A 15,433-nucleotide genomic window follows, 5' to 3' on the forward strand; every position below is an offset into this window, starting at 1 on the left:
TTGCAGGGTGCCAATCTGGCTTTCCTCTGGCCGCGCCGTCATCGCTCGCCGACTCATCAGCGGCGTTTCGCACTACTCGAAGGCAAAACGGTTGGTTTTGAAATCTCTTTCGCTCGCGGTCTGGAAGCCTGCAGACGCCGAAAGGGGGCGGTGAGACCACGTTCCGTCTGTTCAGCCATCAAATCTGGCATATCATGTGGGATCCCGCGTCCTCTTCCATTACGAATGGCACCATGCTTCCGCTCGATCGGGCAAGATCGATCACTGCCCCTATTGGAGAGAGGATCCGATGCTTCGGAGGCTCCCGTGACCTGCTACCGACGGTCTGGTAGCCCTCTAGCCGACAAGTCTCCTGACGACAGTCCTGCACGATTGCTGCCATTCCGGCGCGCGCCAACCATAGGTGCACCACAGCTTTTGGCAGTTGAGCAGCGAGTTGGCTGGGCGTTTCGCCTTAGTAGGGTATTCGTCCGTGAATATGTCCTCGACATTCGCCCATGGACCGCCAACCCGTCGACTTTCGACGAATATCTCGCGAGCAAGACCACTCCAGTTCGTACCACCGGTGCCGGCAAGATGAAATATGCCGAACTGGGCGGAATTTTCTCTCCGCTCCATGGTTTTCGCGATGTGCAGAATGCCGTCTGCGATGTCGAGAGCAGAGGTTGGGTTGCCGAACTGGTCGGAGACGACACGGATCATATCACGATCTTTTGCCAGTCTGAGCATGGTCTTCACGAAATTACGGCCGAACGGGCTGTGTACCCAGGCAGTGCGCAAGATGACATGACGGCGATTGGCGGTGGCGACCGCTGCCTCGCCATCGAGCTTGGTGCGGCCATAGACCCCAATTGGGCCAGTGGTATCGGTTTCAATGTAGGCGCCGGGTTTCTCCCCACCAAACACATAGTCGGTCGAGAGATGGATAACGGGAGCGCCCGTTTCGGCTGCCGCAGCAGAGACGGCGCCGGCCCCCAACACATTGATTGCCTGCGCCGTGTCGGGTTCGTCCTCTGCTTGGTCGACGGATGTATAAGCTGCGGCGGAGACAACGATATCAGGCTTTCTGGCAAGAATCGCCGACCGGACTGATTTGGAATCGAGAAGATCAAAGTCAGGCCGACCCGTCACGATCAACTCGATGCCTGGAATGGTCGAGGCGCGTTCAGCTAGGCTGCACGCAACCTGCCCTTCGCGGCCCGTGACAAGAATTCTCACGACAGTGCCTTTTCCGCTGCGCCTAGCCTTTGGCCGGCATAGCGGCTGCTGCGGATCGGCTCCCACCACCAAGGATTGTCGAGATACCATCGGACGGTCTTGGCAAGGCCGGTCTCGAATGTCTCGGCTGGCGTCCAGCCCAGATCGCGCTCGATCTTGAATGCGTCGATCGCATAGCGCCGATCATGGCCAGGGCGGTCAGCCACGAACGCGATCAGGTCGCGATAGCGTGCTCCGCCGCGCCGCGGCCGAAGGCTGTCGAGCATCCGGCAGATCGTCTCCACAACGCTGAGATTGCTGCGCTCACAACGCCCGCCCACATTATAGCTTTCGCCCGGCCTTCCTTTCGTCGCGACCAGTTCCAGCGCCCGCGCGTGATCGTCCACGAACAGCCAGTCTCGCACATTTGCGCCAGTGCCATAGACGGGGAGCGGCTTCTCCTCGAGCGCATTGAGGATGATCAACGGAATCAGCTTTTCAGGGAAATGAAACGGGCCGTAATTGTTCGAGCAGTTGGAAACGACCACAGGAAGCCCGTATGTCTCGTGCCAGGCACGAACGAGATGATCCGAAGCGGCCTTGGACGCAGAATAGGGGGATGACGGCGCATAAGCGGTGTCTTCGGTGAAGAGGCTGCCGTCGAAGGGCAAATCCCCAAACACCTCATCTGTCGAGACATGATGGAAACGGAAGTTTTCTTGGCGCTCGGCCGACAGTTTCTGCCAGTGCGCCAAGGCAGCCGAGAGCAACTTGAACGTACCGACGATATTCGTCTCGACGAACGCTGCCGGCCCATCTATCGAGCGATCCACATGGCTCTCGGCGGCAAGATGCATGACGACATCGATGTCATGTTCGCCTAGGATCCGCGAGATTGCATGTTCGTCGCAAATGTCCGCCCGCACGAAGCAGTAGTTGGGATGGTTCTCGATCTGGCGTAATGAACCGAGATTGCCGGCATAAGTCAGCTTGTCGACGTTGACAACGCGATGCCCAGCGTTTCCGCACAGATGCCGGCAAACCGCCGATCCGATGAAGCCCGCCCCGCCCGTTACCAATATGTTCAATCCAAAGGCCCTCCCCTTACCATGATTGATCTAGTCGAAAATCTCGGCTTCGGCGAGAAGCGGGGCATTGCGGTCCTTATCCGATAGCACGAGGCCATTCGGAAAGGTCGGCCACTCGATGCCAATCGCCGGGTCATCGAAGCGGATGCCACGATCTTGCGCCGGTGAATATGGGCTCGTCACCTTATAGATCACCTCCGTATTCTCCGCCAGGGTGACGAAACCATGTGCGAAGCCGGTCGGAACCAGAATCTGGTTCCACCTCTCAGCGGACACCTCTAGGGATACCCATTTGCCGAAGGTCGGTGAGCTCTTTCTGATGTCCACCGCGAGATCGAGAATCGCGCCACGCACGACGCGGACGAGTTTGGCTTGGGCAAAAGGGGGCAATTGGTAGTGAAGCCCCCTGAGAACGCCCGCCGCAGTGGAGAGGCTGTGATTGTCCTGTACAAAGACGAGATCGATTCCAGCTTTGGCAAGGCCCGCTGCGTTGTAAGTCTCGGAGAAGAAGCCGCGCGCATCGGCAAAGCGCTTTGGCGTGATTTCCAGCACGCCGTCCAGGCTGAGGTTGCGAACGTTCGTCACGATCAGCCTCGCGCCAGTTCGATCACCCGGCGGCGCAAATAGCCGGCATACTCGTTCCTGCCGAGCTTTTCCGCACGCGCCAGAACCGCGTCGGCCGAGATCCAGCCCATTTCCAGGCCGATTTCTTCCGGACAGGCGATCTTAATCCCTTGCCGATGTTCAATGGTGCGAACAAAGGAGGACGCGTCATGCAGGCTGTCAACCGTACCAGTATCGAGCCAAGCGAAGCCGCGGCCCAGCCGATGGACATGAAGCGCGCCACGCTCCATATAAATGTTATTGACTGAGGTGATTTCGAGCTCACCGCGCCCCGACGGCTTGATTGAGGCAGCAATGTCGACCACATCATTGTCGTAAAAATAAAGGCCGGTGACCGCCCAGTTTGACCTCGGCTCCTTCGGTTTCTCCTCGATCGTCAGCGCCTTGCCGGTTGCCGCTTCGAAGCTGACCACGCCATACCGTTCCGGATCCTCGACATGATAGGCGAACACTGAAGCGCCTTGTGTCTGCTTCGCGGCAGTCTGGCAGATGGCTGTCAATCCGGCGCCGAAGAAGATATTGTCGCCGAGCACCATGGCTACATTGTCCGAGCCAATGAAATCGCGGCCGATGATGAAGGCTTCGGCCAGCCCATTTGGCTGCGCCTGTTCGGCATAGGACAGGTTCAGGCCAAAGACGCCACCATCGCCCAGCAGCGTCTGAAAGCCAGGGAGGTCACGCGGCGTCGAAATGACAAGAATATCGCGAATGCCCGCCTGCATCAGCACGCTCAGCGGGTAATACACCATCGGCTTGTCGTAGACCGGCAGCAATTGCTTCGACACAGACAGCGTCAACGGATAAAGCCGGGTTCCGCTCCCGCCCGCAAGGATGATGCCCTTCATGCTCGACCTTGCTGCCTGCAACGTGTAGGAATGCCCATTTATACCTCTCCTATCGCATTTAAGTATTTTTGTATTACGAACTTTTCGTCGAACTCATGTTCGGCTTTGGCGCGGCTAGCATCACCCATAGCGACTCGCTCGTGCAGGGAAAGCGACATGAATCTCAACATTCGACTGGCAAGGTCCCCGGCGTCCCGTGGCTGGCAGAGATAGCCGTTGACATCATGGTCGACCACATTTCGGCACCCGGTCCAATCCGTCGTGATGATTGGCCGGCCCATGGCTGCCGCCTCGAGCAGGCTGCGCGGGGTTCCTTCACGATAGTAAGACGGCAAGACGACGCAATCGGCAGCCGCGAGATATCTGCGTACGTCGTCCGTCACACCAAGGTACTCGACAACCCCCTCGTTCACCCACTGCTCGATCACCGCTTTCGAGACTGCCGAGGGATTCTGGACGTCGAGAAAGCCAAGCAACTGGAAACGGGCCTGCGGCTTCGTCGAGCGCACGATTCGCGCAGCTTCGGCAAACTCGCCGACGCCTTTTTCCCAGAGGAGTCGGGCAACCAGTAAGAAAACGCTGTCGGCCCCATTCTCGCTCGGGACAGCCCGTGCGGGCGTAAAATGCTGCAGGTCCACACCCGACCCCGGCAGCAGTTCGGTCAATTCCGGCATTACGATAGATTTGCGAACAAAATCATCGCGGTCTTCTCGATTCTGAAAGAATACGCGCCGCGATCCGCGCAAAGCGTAGCGATAAAGGACTTCCACAAGGCCTTGTATCTTCGATCCCCTTGAAAATGCGACTCCAAGGCCGGCGATATTGTTGATGACGCCGACACCAAGCATCTTTGCGGCGATGGATCCGTAGATGTTAGGTTTGATCGTGTAGCCGAGATAGACATCCGGTCGAGTTCGCCTGAATAGGGTTGTAAATCGCATCAGAAGGGCAAGGTCACCAAACGGCGACGTGCCCATATTGTCCATAGGCATTTCTTCGAAACGACAGCCCATCCTCATCAACTGCGCTGCATGCTGCTGATGCGGTGGAGCGACAGCAATAACCTCCATGCCGCGCTCGTGAAAGCTCTGAATGAGCCCAGCGCGAAAATTGACGAGGTTCCACGCAGTATTGGCACAGATGATGATGCGCAAATTTTGTCAACCTTGAAGGAGATAGTTTTGATAGGGAAGCCAATAGATGGAGTGAGATCCGAAATTGAACCAGACATACTGTACAAACGCGGAATATAAAACCACTAGGAAACCCAGGAACCGATAAGATCGGCCGGACCTCCCGAAAGATTCCGGAATCTGCGACAGGACCATGATCTGGATCGGAATGAGGTAGAGCCCCACGCGATCAACGGCTGTCGATGACGGCGAAATGACAAGGGCTGGCACCAGCGCTATCGCGATCAGCGCTAGGATAAGCCAAAGCTGCTTCTCACGCGGACTAAGCAGAAACCGTTTCCTAACGAGGATAAATAGTGCAGCCGGGATCGCGTTCATGATGACCCGGACTGCGGCACCACCAGAATCGTACTCACGAGCAACGTATGTGTACATCAGCTTGTCAACGCTATCCTGAAGCAAGGCGAAATAGGCCAGTATTGCAGCGCAACCTACCCACAATATGGTCCAAACGCGGCCATGACTCTCGGCGAGAGCCGAGATCGGTATCAGCAGGACGGCCGATTTATGGAAGGTCGCCGCGATGAGCACCCACACGACAAACTTGAGGTTGGAACGCTCACGACCAAGGGCGACGAGTCCACGCATCGCCAACCCGATCGCCACGCCCTGCCTCGTATACCCCATCGCAACGACGATAACCAGGTAAGGTATCGCGACGGCCAGAGCGAGCCAGGGACGCGGCTGGGCCAGTGCGAACGAAAAAAGCCCCCAGCTGAACAAACCGGCACATACAAGGTTGACCAGCCAAACCTCTGGATCCACGCGGGCGCTGATCCAGTTCAGCAGCGCATAGCCCGGATCTCCCAGTTTTGGGATATCTATGAATACCGTTAAGCTTGCTCGAACGAGGTGACCCAAATAGGCGGGCCAATCGGCTCCCACATCGTTACGAAGGCCGACCAGCAGGCATACGGCAAGCCCAGCAATGAAGAACAGCCATCGTTCGCCGGGGTGGTCAAGTGCCTTCCCGCGTCGCTCGAAAAGCGCAGCGAAGGCAGGGACGCCAAACATGAGCCAGTAAGGAAGCAACGTAGAGGGCCTGTGTCTTTGAGTCGATGGCTCTGACGAGCTGGTTATCCCCGTCTTACCATCGACGGCTGACGCTCAAATTGCCAATCATGGGAGAGGTCCCTTGCCCGAGATGTTTCGAATCCCGTCAAGAGCACCACTGAACAGCAATCGAAGTCGCGTCAGCGGCTCCGATTTGTACAACACAATAGCAGCGAGATCCTTTAGCAGCATTGGAAATAGACTCAGATAAAGGTTGAATCCACCATCTATCCTTTTGGCTATTAGAATCAAATTTCTAAAATGGTAGTACTGATACCAAGTGGGCTTATCCGCAACATAAATCGTTTTGCCCAAGAAACTCGCCTTTCTATATTCGTACGTGTCGACGAATGTTGCATCGGCACATACAATCTGCCGCCACTTTCCTTTTTTCAGGCAAAGACCGTAGCCCAAGTCCTCCCAACTCATCCAGAGATCGCTCCAGACTTCGACGCCCTCGCGCTGAGGCTGCAAGCTATAAAGTGCGCCATTCGAGCTGCTCCAAACAACTTCCTCGCCCACAGCAAGTTGGGAAGAGAGCCTTGGTGAAAATAGCTGCGGCACCGCGCTCCGACGCGGCTTCTCCCAACTCCCTCCACGGTTTGGCCGAAATCGATTTGGATACACCGCACCGATCCGCTCGCCCGCGTTGCCGGCTCGCACCATGGCCTGCACGGCACGGAGGTCGACCTCGCCGTCGTGGTTGATCGCATAGCACCACCGTCCGCCGAGGTCCGCCGCTATCTGGAGCCTCTTCTGCAAATTACCGGCGGAACCGAGATTCCGGTCAGCATTGTGATACTCGACGGCCCAACCGTTCTCCCCAATGGCGGTAGCCAACCGACCGTCGCCGAGCGAATCGACGACCACCACCGCCAAGAATGGCGTTTTGCCGTTGGCAAACACCGATCGAAGGAGCGTGAGCACATGTTCAGCGGTTCGAAAGGTCGAAATTGCGAGGACGACACTTTCCAATGCCTCCGCTTCAGATCTTTCCAAGGGTGCGTGTTCCATCATGCGCGAAAGAAATCGACCGTTCGTTCCAAACCTTCGCGAAGGCTTACCTTCGGGCGCCGGCCGAACGTCGTGACATATTTTGCAATGTCGGCCTGTATTCGCCGTACATCGTTCGGCCAAGGATCGAGCAACTCGACGCCGAGAGTGCTCTTCGTGAGCTTCTCCAGCTCCGAGATCAGCGCATTGATGCTGTTAGATGTTCCGGTTCCGATGTTATAGAGCCCGTTACCCGTTTCATCCAGTACGGAAACGAAAGCATCTACCACATCCGCTATATAGACGAAATCGCGGCTTTGCCCACCGTCACCGAATTTCTTGATGGGAAGCGCATGGGCGGCGGCGTAAGAGAACTTGCACGTGACATTAGCGTAAGGATGATCGACCGCCTGCCGTGGACCATAAACATTGAACAGGCGCAGGGAACAATAAGAATACCCGTGCAATTTGGCGTACATGGCCAGGAGGTGCTCGCCGAACAGCTTCGAGGCGGCGTAGACAGTGACCGGCGCCGGCGTGATACTTTCGTCGATGGACGACAGATCAGTATTCCCGTAAACCGTCGAACTGGACGCGAAGACGATTCTCCTGATGCGTTGAGTGGCCGCGAAATCGATCACCCGCTGCAGGCCGGTCACATTGACGTCTACATACTCGTCAGGCGTTCGTAGACTGTCATAGCCGCTGATCAGCGCCGCGAGATGGACAATTGCGTCGACATCGCCGATCTCGCTGCGGAATTTGGCGATCTCCCGAATGTCGCCATTTAGAACGCTGATATTAGGATGGGCAGCTGGAAGGTTCTGCCGTTTGCCGGACAGAAAGTTATCGAGGACGACCACCCTGTCACCTCGAGCCAGGATGATATCGCACAAATGAGAGCCGATGAAGCCGGCTCCTCCAGTGATCAAATAGGAACTCATTTCGGTCGCTTGGTCCTTCTGTCGTCGTCAGCAGAGTTCGTTTCGCAACCGATCTAAGGTTGCAGTCCCTGGAGCGAAGCGTAAATTAGCCGGTAAGCTTCGACACCCTTGTCGAGGGAAAAGATCGCTTCGGCCGTTTGCCGGCAGCGCGCGCTCAACTCCGGTTCTTCCAGAAGTGCGAGCAGCCTGTTGGCTGCGACGGCGTGGTCTTCCTTTGAGTAGCTTATCATTGCGACGCCGACTCGGCATCCCTCCAATATCTCCGCTACATCTCCGACGCTCCGGTTTCCCAAGCAGGGAATGCCGCAGCCGAGGTATTCGGCAATTTTGGTCGGCGCTGAACCGAGATTCGAATAGGCCGGTTTCCTCATTGCTATGCCGGCTGTCATCTGCCGGATAAGGCCTGGAACCCGGAAATGATCGGCCGCTGTGATCTCGACGGTGTTGTCGTCGAGCGAGGTATCCGCGACCGCCTTGCGAATGAGATCGTGCTCACCGCGGTTTACGACAAGCAGCCTGGCATCAGGCCGAATTGCACGGACGGCTTTGAAGAAGGACAGGACTTCGCCAAATTGGTTCCATGTCCCGGCCGACCCCACAAAACCCAGCGTGAACCGTTCCGGTGCAGCACCGATACGAGGCGTGAAGCGCCCAAGGTCGGCGCAGGTCGGAATAACGGTGATGGGCGGGATTCGTCCGGCAAGATATGGAAAGCCGCTGATTTCACGTGCGGCGGCGTGCGTCAATGATACGACAGCGTCGGCCGCCTGCAGAAAGCGCTGCTGAAAGCCCTTGGCAACACGATAGAGCCGTCCGTCCGGCGACCACATGCCGGCGTCGACACGTTCGTCTGCCCAAAAGCCACGCATATCGAAAAGGTAACGAGCACCAGTTAACCGCTTGATCGCGAGTGCCATGACCGAAGGAACATAAGACCGCGCGTGCACAATCGACAGGCGATGGCGTATGACAAGCCAGGTGCCAAGCTGGATTCCCTGAGCTATATCGTAGGCGGTAGAAGGCGCCGTCGGGCGTCGGTGATAGCTCAACGGGTGCCAGTGGATCCCGGATTGGGAGATGCGGCTCGCGACGCGCTCGCGCTCCGCGACCTGCTTCCAATCTTCCGGCTTCTCGAAACTGATCAGGTGTACCGGCAAATCCGCTGCCAGACGCTCGATATACCCAAGCACCTGCGATTGCCCGAGCGGCTCAAGCATGCCGTCATACGATATGTAGAGGACGCCGCCGCTCATTGGGAACGATTCCTTGATATGTCTGCCATCTCTGTAGATGCGCCACGTTGCCCAATTTTTCGGGCTGGAACACCAGCGACAACGGCAAATGCCGGAACCTCACGTGTCACCACGGCACCAGCTGCGATTACAGCACCTCGATTGATTGTCACGCCATCGAGGATGACGGAGTGAGAGCCGATCCAGACGTCATCGGCTATGCGGACACCCTTCCCACGCTCGCCTTGGGAACGAATGGTTCTAGATGCATCCTCGAACACATGATTTGCAGAGAAAATCGATACGTGGCTTGCGATGAGAACGTCATCGCCAATCTCGACACCGCAATTTCCTTGGATACAGCAGAATGGGTTAACTGTTACACGACTGCCGAGTTCTATATTGCCACCGTACGTGATCAAGAAAGAATTCTCTCTGATAATACTTCCATCACCGATGCTGATTGTCCCTTTGCGCTTAAAAAGATAGGGTGGCATGCCCGAACATATTAGGGAAGCGCCCGGCATTACACGAACGCCCGCCCCGATTGACACACGCCGACGACCTATGATTTCGGCTCTGCGCGCGACAACCGATCCAGCTCCGAATCTCCGGTAGAAAAAGCGCGAGACCGGATTCGCCAGCCATGAATGCACGAATTTTGCTGCAGACCTCATCATCTCATACGAGCTTTTGCTCATCGAATGATCTCGCCCAGCGTCGCCAACAACTTATCCACGTCCACGATGAGGTCATAATCGTTTGCGGTTATCTTCTTGGTTCTGCTTTTTGGAACATTCGACATATCCAGTTCACAAAACACGAAATGATGATTTACCCTAAACAGTCGCGCCAGTCTGACATAAGATGGATTTGCCAGGTGCGTCTTCCGAAAACGGTTGTAGGTAAGCGGAAAGGCAGGGCGCATTGCACATTCGACCACGTGCGAACCTGGCCTCATGAACATCAAGTTGGTCAGGCCCGCTCCATGCAAAGAGACAAGAATACCTGCCTCACTCATGGTGCGTACCTGCCCTTCGTAGTCCAGTTTGTCGAAATCGAAGATCTCGAATCCTAGTGGTTCGAGTCGCGCGACTACCTCAGCCTCATTGGGGATTTTGCGCCATCTGGCGTTTCGTCGCGTGATGAAAATCCGGCGATCGGCCCTGGACCGTTGGTCAACGCCAATCGAAGCAAAGAGTTCACTCTTAACCCTTTGAAGGTTTAGCACGTCAAACTCATCCTGCCTTGTTGGGCAATGCGGGATTAACACGCGCGGCAACCACAAATTTCGCCCGCTTTCAAACCGGACGACTTCTTCAAATTGGCCTACATTCTCGATCCACCTGAGAAGCCACGGATTCGGAGCGTGGTGCGGCATAACTAACGCAGACGTGCTCCACCGGTCACGGACAGCGAATAGCCGCGGCAAGGCTTCTGTCATCCAGTGATAGTATCCCCCAGTCCACAGGTTATGGAATACAATCGCTTCGCGCGTGGTGCGATGATAGCGCACACCGCGTGCTAACAGGCTGCCGATTCCGGTTGCGTAGGTTGCAAGGCTCTTGCGGAAGCCGTAACCGACATGGACAGAATCTGACAGCATGAGCGGTCCTTGGAAGCACATTCCTGAGCGGGTCACGATTACATTACAGGCCTGAGTTGTTCCAGGCCGAAAGACCGGCGCGGGGACCGATTCGACAAGGTGCGTCTCCTCCTCAACCAAGACGGTTCTCCTCATCAACAAAACAATCCAATCGAACTTCAAAACAATCCAATCGAACTTCCCCCGAAGCGCCTTTGCACCGCCACGTAGTGGCCACCACTTGCGAGGTTATCGTGAGACGCAGAATCGGTAATCGCACTCGACCAAATGACCATTCGCCCGATCCGCTCCTTTTCGCCGTTCTACGGCCCGCGGCGCTCGGCAGGCCCCTTGACGGCCTAAACAGACTTCATCTCTCTTGGAAATGCATCAAGCAAATCGTCAGCATTGAATTTATATAATTTTCTAGACGCAATCGATGAGATGCTCTTCAACAGCTCGGTAAAGTCACTTTGCGTTGCAACGTGGTACACCACCTGCTTCCGAGAGTCGGTTGTTGTATAATAATCCATGAACTTGAACTCACCTCCCAGAAGTCTACCCGAGAAACTTGCCCAAACATTTGGAACTCCATAGGCATCGGCGAGGATCAAACCATGAAGAGACGAGCTTACGATAAAGTCACATTTCAGAAGCGAATCGACAAACGTCTCCGGATCTTGCGCAACGTCTATAACAAGGCAGTCCTTTGGGACAACTATATTCCCGCTAAGCACTATATCCATGTCAGAAAAATGAGGTACGACACCGACACGAAAGGTAGTCGCAAGACGTTCCTTCGAATAGTATCTTGGAAGCAGCACGGCTGGATCACCGAGCGGCACTGACTCGATCGGGTAACCACAACCATGCAACATTTCGCGCGTAAGAACCCCTCTCACTGCGCGAATTTTTTGCGGATCCAATCTGGACCTGGGAGGGTTGCCATCGATTGAGCCGGATCCCCAAATGTAACTCTGCCGGTTGGCCGAGCCCAACACACTTCCGATCGCCCTCAAATGCGCGAAAACATTTGATTTCGACCGCCGCGTCTCTTGCCCCGTTATTTTTGGAACAATGTACGGGTTAAGCAGATCACCAACATTGCGGACTTTGTCAAAGTAAACAACGGGCGTCCTTCTATCTCCACCGATATATGGCATGAGATCAGACGTCAATCTAGCCACAAAGTTTAGTGAACGCATGGCACTCATCCAGAACTTTCCTCGCCTCAGCAGGCCTTCGCCCGGTTAACCATTCAGTACTGCCCGTCAAGCCCGCAATCTCATTGAGCGTAGCGAAGTGGAAAGATCGTGTATTCCTTATGCGGGACTTTATCTTACTAGTCAATTTCTTCAAGTCGGCGATCTATTCCGTGCAAAACACGGCCATCTTTTAATTCAACGATAAAATCGCATTTTGCCAATGTAGATACCCGATGCGCTATCATTATAACTGTCAACGACCGGCTCAACCCGTCTATCGCCTGCATAACCGCGCTCTCCGTCTCGTTGTCCAGCGCGCTGGTTGCCTCGTCGAACACGAGCACGTCGGCCTGCTTGTAGAGTGCGCGGGCGATACCAATGCGCTGGCGCTGCCCACCCGACAGGCGAACCCCGCGCTCGCCGACGATGCTGTCATACCCGTGGGGCAGCGCTGCGATGACGTCCAGGAGTTCAGCCTGTTCGGCAGCGTGTCTAACCCGTTCGTGGTCAATCATTTCTGCAGAGACCCCAAAGGCGATGTTCTCGGCAACGCTGCCGTCGGACAGGTATATCGCCTGCGGCACATGTGCGATGCGCTCCTGCCAGGCCGAGCGATTGGCATCACTCAGTTCGACGCCGTCGATGATGATGCGGCCGCTGGTGGGCGTCAAAAGTCCGAGGATGATATCCATTAACGTCGACTTGCCGCTGCCGGTTTTGCCGACAAAGCCGACGCGCGTTCCCTTGGAGATGACGAGGCTGACGTCTTCGATTGCCGGCCGACTGCCCACAGGATAGGAAAAGCGGATCTTTTCTAGCGTAATCGCTCTGTTGAAAGGCAAAGGGTCCAGGTTCTGTGAGGCGGCAAAGTGCGGCGCGTCTGGCAGTTGCAAAATGTCAAGAACGTCGCGCAGCGACTGACCGTTGGCCATGTAGGACGTCCAGCCGTAGTAGACTTGTTGCAGCAACGGAAGCAATCTCTGGGCGCCGAGCGCTAGGGCGCCGAGCACCGGGATTGCCGCAACCAGCCCTCCATCCCGGAAGCTGAGCATTAGCGCTAGCCCAGCGATCAACACTAGCCCAAGTCCTTCGACAACAAAGCGCGGCGCGGCGGCAACGAAATTGTTGGTCCCTTGTGTCCGGCGTAGGTCGCTCTCGACGGCTGAAAAGCGCTTGATGAAGACCATTTGCGATCGATCAAGCAACACGTCGCGTATGCCGCCCAAGCCTTCGCTCGCCGCCTGCACACGCTCTTTCTGTGCCCGGGCGATGACCCCGCCATTGCGCCGCATTATCCGCTTTGTGAAATGCATAACCAGCAGGTAAATCAGGCCGAAACCGAGGCCCGAGGTCAGTGCCACCACTGGGTCAACAAAGAGTAGGCCAAGCAGGATAAACAGCGCAATCACAGCAGAACTGGCCGCTTGCATCAGCGGCACCAGCAGGCCATTTGTGACAAGTTGTGCCTTGTTAATGGCGGCCAGAGTCTCACTTGAGTTGTGAGCTGTATGGTAGGCATAAGGCTGGTGCAGAGTACGGCGGTAGACTGCCACGCTAAGCTCCTGAGCGATGGCGAAGACGAATTTCTGGCTGCCCCAGACGAGCAACAGCCGCACCGCTGCGGCGACGACCGCCGACAGCGCGAAGCCGGCGGCGGCCGCGATCACTAGCTCCATGGGCGTGTTGAGTCCGAGCGCATTGAGCAGCGGCCGCAGCCTTTCGCTAGCAAGAGCCTCCTGTGGCTTGGAGACGACAGCGAGAAATGGCAGAATCGCTCCCAGGGAGACCACCTCGGCCACTGCGCCGGCAAGCATCAGCATCAGGACGGGGCCAAGTTGGCGGCGGCGGCGGCGGGACACATGGGCGAAAAGCTCGCGTAGTGATGCGATCATAGAATGCTGGGTCAAACGATAACGCCCTTGGTTCGGTGAGACTTGCAAAAGCCCAAGAATTTTCTTACGCCCTCGCGCACACTTTTGCTGCTGCGATGTCTGTCCGCCTCCACCAGGCACTTCTCAGCAAATGTATCGGTCACTTCATTTGGCTGAAGGGAAAGAAGCCCCCCGCGGGTCCGGCGATTGCCTCCTCCAGAACCTCAACATATCTGGACGCAACACGGCAGACGAAGAAACAGGCCGAGACGGATATCAGAAGTTTCATATCAGAGATATTTTGTAGAGAAATACTCTGTCAACGCGCGCCAAATCCAGTGAGCATGGTTCGGATGGTGCGAAATACAATCAGCACGTCGAGCCAAGGCGAGAAGTTCTTGATATAGTAGAAATCGTAGTGAAGTTTTTCCAGAACATCGTCCACGGCCGCAACGTGGCCTTGGTTGACTTGTGCCCATCCGGTGATGCCAGGCCGAACGATGTGCCGGTACCGATAGAATGGCAGTTCCGCCTCGTACCACATCGAGAGTACGAGAGCTTCCGGCCGCGGACCGATCCAGCTCATCTCGCCACGCAGGATGTTGAAGGCCTGCGGCAACTCGTCGATCCTGGATTTTCTCAAGAACTGTCCCAAACGCGTGATGCGTGCGTCGCCGGCCTTCGTGATGGCCGCTTCCTTCTCGTCGACAACGGTGTCATTGAGCTTCATCGTTCGAAATTTGTAGACCTCGTAAGGGTGACCTCTATAGCCCATCCTTTTTTGTCTAAATAACGCCGGTCCAGGTGAGTCGGTCTTCACTGCAATCGCCACGAACAACAGCAATGGAGAGAAAACAACAAGGATAAACAACGCGGAAGCCCAGTCTATCGCCTCCTTGATTTTCAGATAGGCCTGGTTTGGGTTCAAGGAACCTAGTGTATTTTCAGAAAGATGCTCGATCTCTACCCTACCGGTGAGCGACTCGCTAATTTGCTTGACGTGGTAGACCGGTGTTCCCGAGAGCGCTCGGTCGGCGATATAACGCTCCCACTCACCCGAAAGGTCGGCTCGAAGATCGGCCACCACGCCGCTCGCATATTCGACAATCATGTCAGGCGAATGGATCCTGTGCCAATTGACACCCGGTATGTTCTCTAGCCGGTCAACGTCTCCGCCAGGAATGATCGCTAGCCGGTGTGCATCGAGCCGCCGCGTGGCCAGGCTCAGGCCAAAATACCACAATGTCGATTGGATGAAGCTCGCTGCGGCTTGGAACCGGCTGTATTCGAACCTGAAGAAGAAGATAGTCACGAACACGAGACCGTAAGTCAGTGCAAACGTTGGCAAGATGTAGCCGGCCGCCGCAACGCCCGGGAAATTGCCGATGCGCTTGTAAAGCAGATAGCCGGTGGTGTGGGCGATGAATGCCGCAACAATCGTAACCTGCATGTTCGACTGCCAGATTACTTCCCGATCGAACGACATGCGCATCAACGCAGGCAGCAGTATGGCGAACGTCAGTCCGCCAAGCAGTTGAAAGCGCATCCGGAGCAGGAGGTGCCTTCGATTAGGTAAATGGATAGTGGTGGTGGTCAAATTGAA

General features: G+C 56.0%; 14 protein-coding genes. All 14 read right to left on the reverse strand.

The window, feature by feature from the left end:
- Positions 1–336: 336 nt before the first annotated feature.
- The gene (gene rfbD, locus NKH70_RS29425; protein ID WP_353026781.1) at positions 337–1,218 is read right to left on the reverse strand and encodes a dTDP-4-dehydrorhamnose reductase; all 882 of its coding nucleotides are present in this window, start codon (positions 1,216–1,218) and stop codon (positions 337–339) included.
- Positions 1,215–2,285, reverse strand: coding sequence for a dTDP-glucose 4,6-dehydratase (gene rfbB / locus NKH70_RS29430; protein WP_353026782.1), 1,071 nt, complete (start codon positions 2,283–2,285; stop codon positions 1,215–1,217). The genes rfbD and rfbB overlap by 4 nt, the downstream gene beginning before the upstream one ends.
- 30 nt (positions 2,286–2,315) lie before the next feature.
- Complete coding sequence (gene rfbC / locus NKH70_RS29435; RefSeq protein ID WP_353026784.1) at positions 2,316–2,870, reverse strand: dTDP-4-dehydrorhamnose 3,5-epimerase; 555 nt, start codon at positions 2,868–2,870, stop codon at positions 2,316–2,318.
- Positions 2,871–2,872: 2 nt separating this feature from the next.
- Positions 2,873–3,754 carry a glucose-1-phosphate thymidylyltransferase RfbA gene (rfbA, locus tag NKH70_RS29440; RefSeq protein WP_353026785.1) on the reverse strand — a complete coding sequence of 294 codons (882 nt, stop codon included), beginning with the start codon at positions 3,752–3,754 and terminating at the stop codon, positions 2,873–2,875.
- 38 nt (positions 3,755–3,792) lie between these two features.
- Positions 3,793–4,908 carry a glycosyltransferase family 4 protein gene (locus tag NKH70_RS29445; protein WP_353026787.1) on the reverse strand — a complete coding sequence of 372 codons (1,116 nt, stop codon included), beginning with the start codon at positions 4,906–4,908 and terminating at the stop codon, positions 3,793–3,795.
- A gap of 6 nt (positions 4,909–4,914) precedes the next feature.
- Complete coding sequence (locus tag NKH70_RS29450) at positions 4,915–5,979, reverse strand: EpsG family protein (RefSeq protein ID WP_353026788.1); 1,065 nt, start codon at positions 5,977–5,979, stop codon at positions 4,915–4,917.
- 87 nt (positions 5,980–6,066) lie between these two features.
- Positions 6,067–6,999, reverse strand: coding sequence for a glycosyltransferase family 2 protein (locus tag NKH70_RS29455; RefSeq protein WP_353026789.1), 933 nt, complete (start codon positions 6,997–6,999; stop codon positions 6,067–6,069).
- Positions 7,000–7,013: 14 nt separating this feature from the next.
- On the reverse strand, positions 7,014–7,937 hold the full coding sequence (locus NKH70_RS29460) for an NAD-dependent epimerase/dehydratase family protein (protein WP_353026790.1): 924 nt from the start codon (positions 7,935–7,937) through the stop codon (positions 7,014–7,016).
- Between the two features lie 53 nt (positions 7,938–7,990).
- A complete protein-coding gene (locus NKH70_RS29465) occupies positions 7,991–9,190 on the reverse strand; it encodes a glycosyltransferase (protein WP_353026792.1) in 1,200 nt (399 codons plus the stop codon).
- Positions 9,187–9,870, reverse strand: a complete 684-nt coding sequence (locus NKH70_RS29470; protein WP_353026793.1) for an acyltransferase — start codon at positions 9,868–9,870, stop codon at positions 9,187–9,189. The genes NKH70_RS29465 and NKH70_RS29470 overlap by 4 nt, the downstream gene beginning before the upstream one ends.
- Positions 9,867–10,895 carry a glycosyltransferase family 61 protein gene (locus NKH70_RS29475; protein WP_353026794.1) on the reverse strand — a complete coding sequence of 343 codons (1,029 nt, stop codon included), beginning with the start codon at positions 10,893–10,895 and terminating at the stop codon, positions 9,867–9,869. The genes NKH70_RS29470 and NKH70_RS29475 overlap by 4 nt, the downstream gene beginning before the upstream one ends.
- A gap of 218 nt (positions 10,896–11,113) precedes the next feature.
- Positions 11,114–11,968: a polysaccharide pyruvyl transferase family protein gene (locus NKH70_RS29480; RefSeq protein WP_353026796.1), complete on the reverse strand. Its 855-nt coding sequence runs from the start codon at positions 11,966–11,968 to the stop codon at positions 11,114–11,116.
- 128 nt (positions 11,969–12,096) lie between these two features.
- Positions 12,097–13,851, reverse strand: coding sequence for an ABC transporter ATP-binding protein (locus NKH70_RS29485; RefSeq protein ID WP_353026798.1), 1,755 nt, complete (start codon positions 13,849–13,851; stop codon positions 12,097–12,099).
- A gap of 298 nt (positions 13,852–14,149) precedes the next feature.
- Positions 14,150–15,427 carry a sugar transferase gene (locus NKH70_RS29490; protein WP_353026800.1) on the reverse strand — a complete coding sequence of 426 codons (1,278 nt, stop codon included), beginning with the start codon at positions 15,425–15,427 and terminating at the stop codon, positions 14,150–14,152.
- Between the last annotated feature and the right edge of the window lie 6 nt (positions 15,428–15,433).

It is taken from the genome of Mesorhizobium sp. M0991 (genome assembly GCF_040318915.1).
Classification (GTDB): Bacteria; Pseudomonadota; Alphaproteobacteria; order Rhizobiales; family Rhizobiaceae; genus Mesorhizobium.

Bases quoted from the DNA above. Each gene is read 5' to 3' on its own strand.
- rfbA (WP_353026785.1), bottom strand. From the start codon at position 3,754: ATGAAGGGCATCATCCTTGCGGGCGGGAGCGGAACCCGGCTTTATCCG.
- NKH70_RS29460 (WP_353026790.1), bottom strand. From the start codon at position 7,937: ATGAGTTCCTATTTGATCACTGGAGGAGCCGGCTTCATCGGCTCTCAT.
- NKH70_RS29465 (WP_353026792.1), bottom strand. From the start codon at position 9,190: ATGAGCGGCGGCGTCCTCTACATATCGTATGACGGCATGCTTGAGCCG.
- NKH70_RS29470 (WP_353026793.1), bottom strand. From the start codon at position 9,870: ATGAGCAAAAGCTCGTATGAGATGATGAGGTCTGCAGCAAAATTCGTG.
- NKH70_RS29480 (WP_353026796.1), bottom strand. From the start codon at position 11,968: ATGAGTGCCATGCGTTCACTAAACTTTGTGGCTAGATTGACGTCTGAT.
- NKH70_RS29485 (WP_353026798.1), bottom strand. From the start codon at position 13,851: ATGATCGCATCACTACGCGAGCTTTTCGCCCATGTGTCCCGCCGCCGC.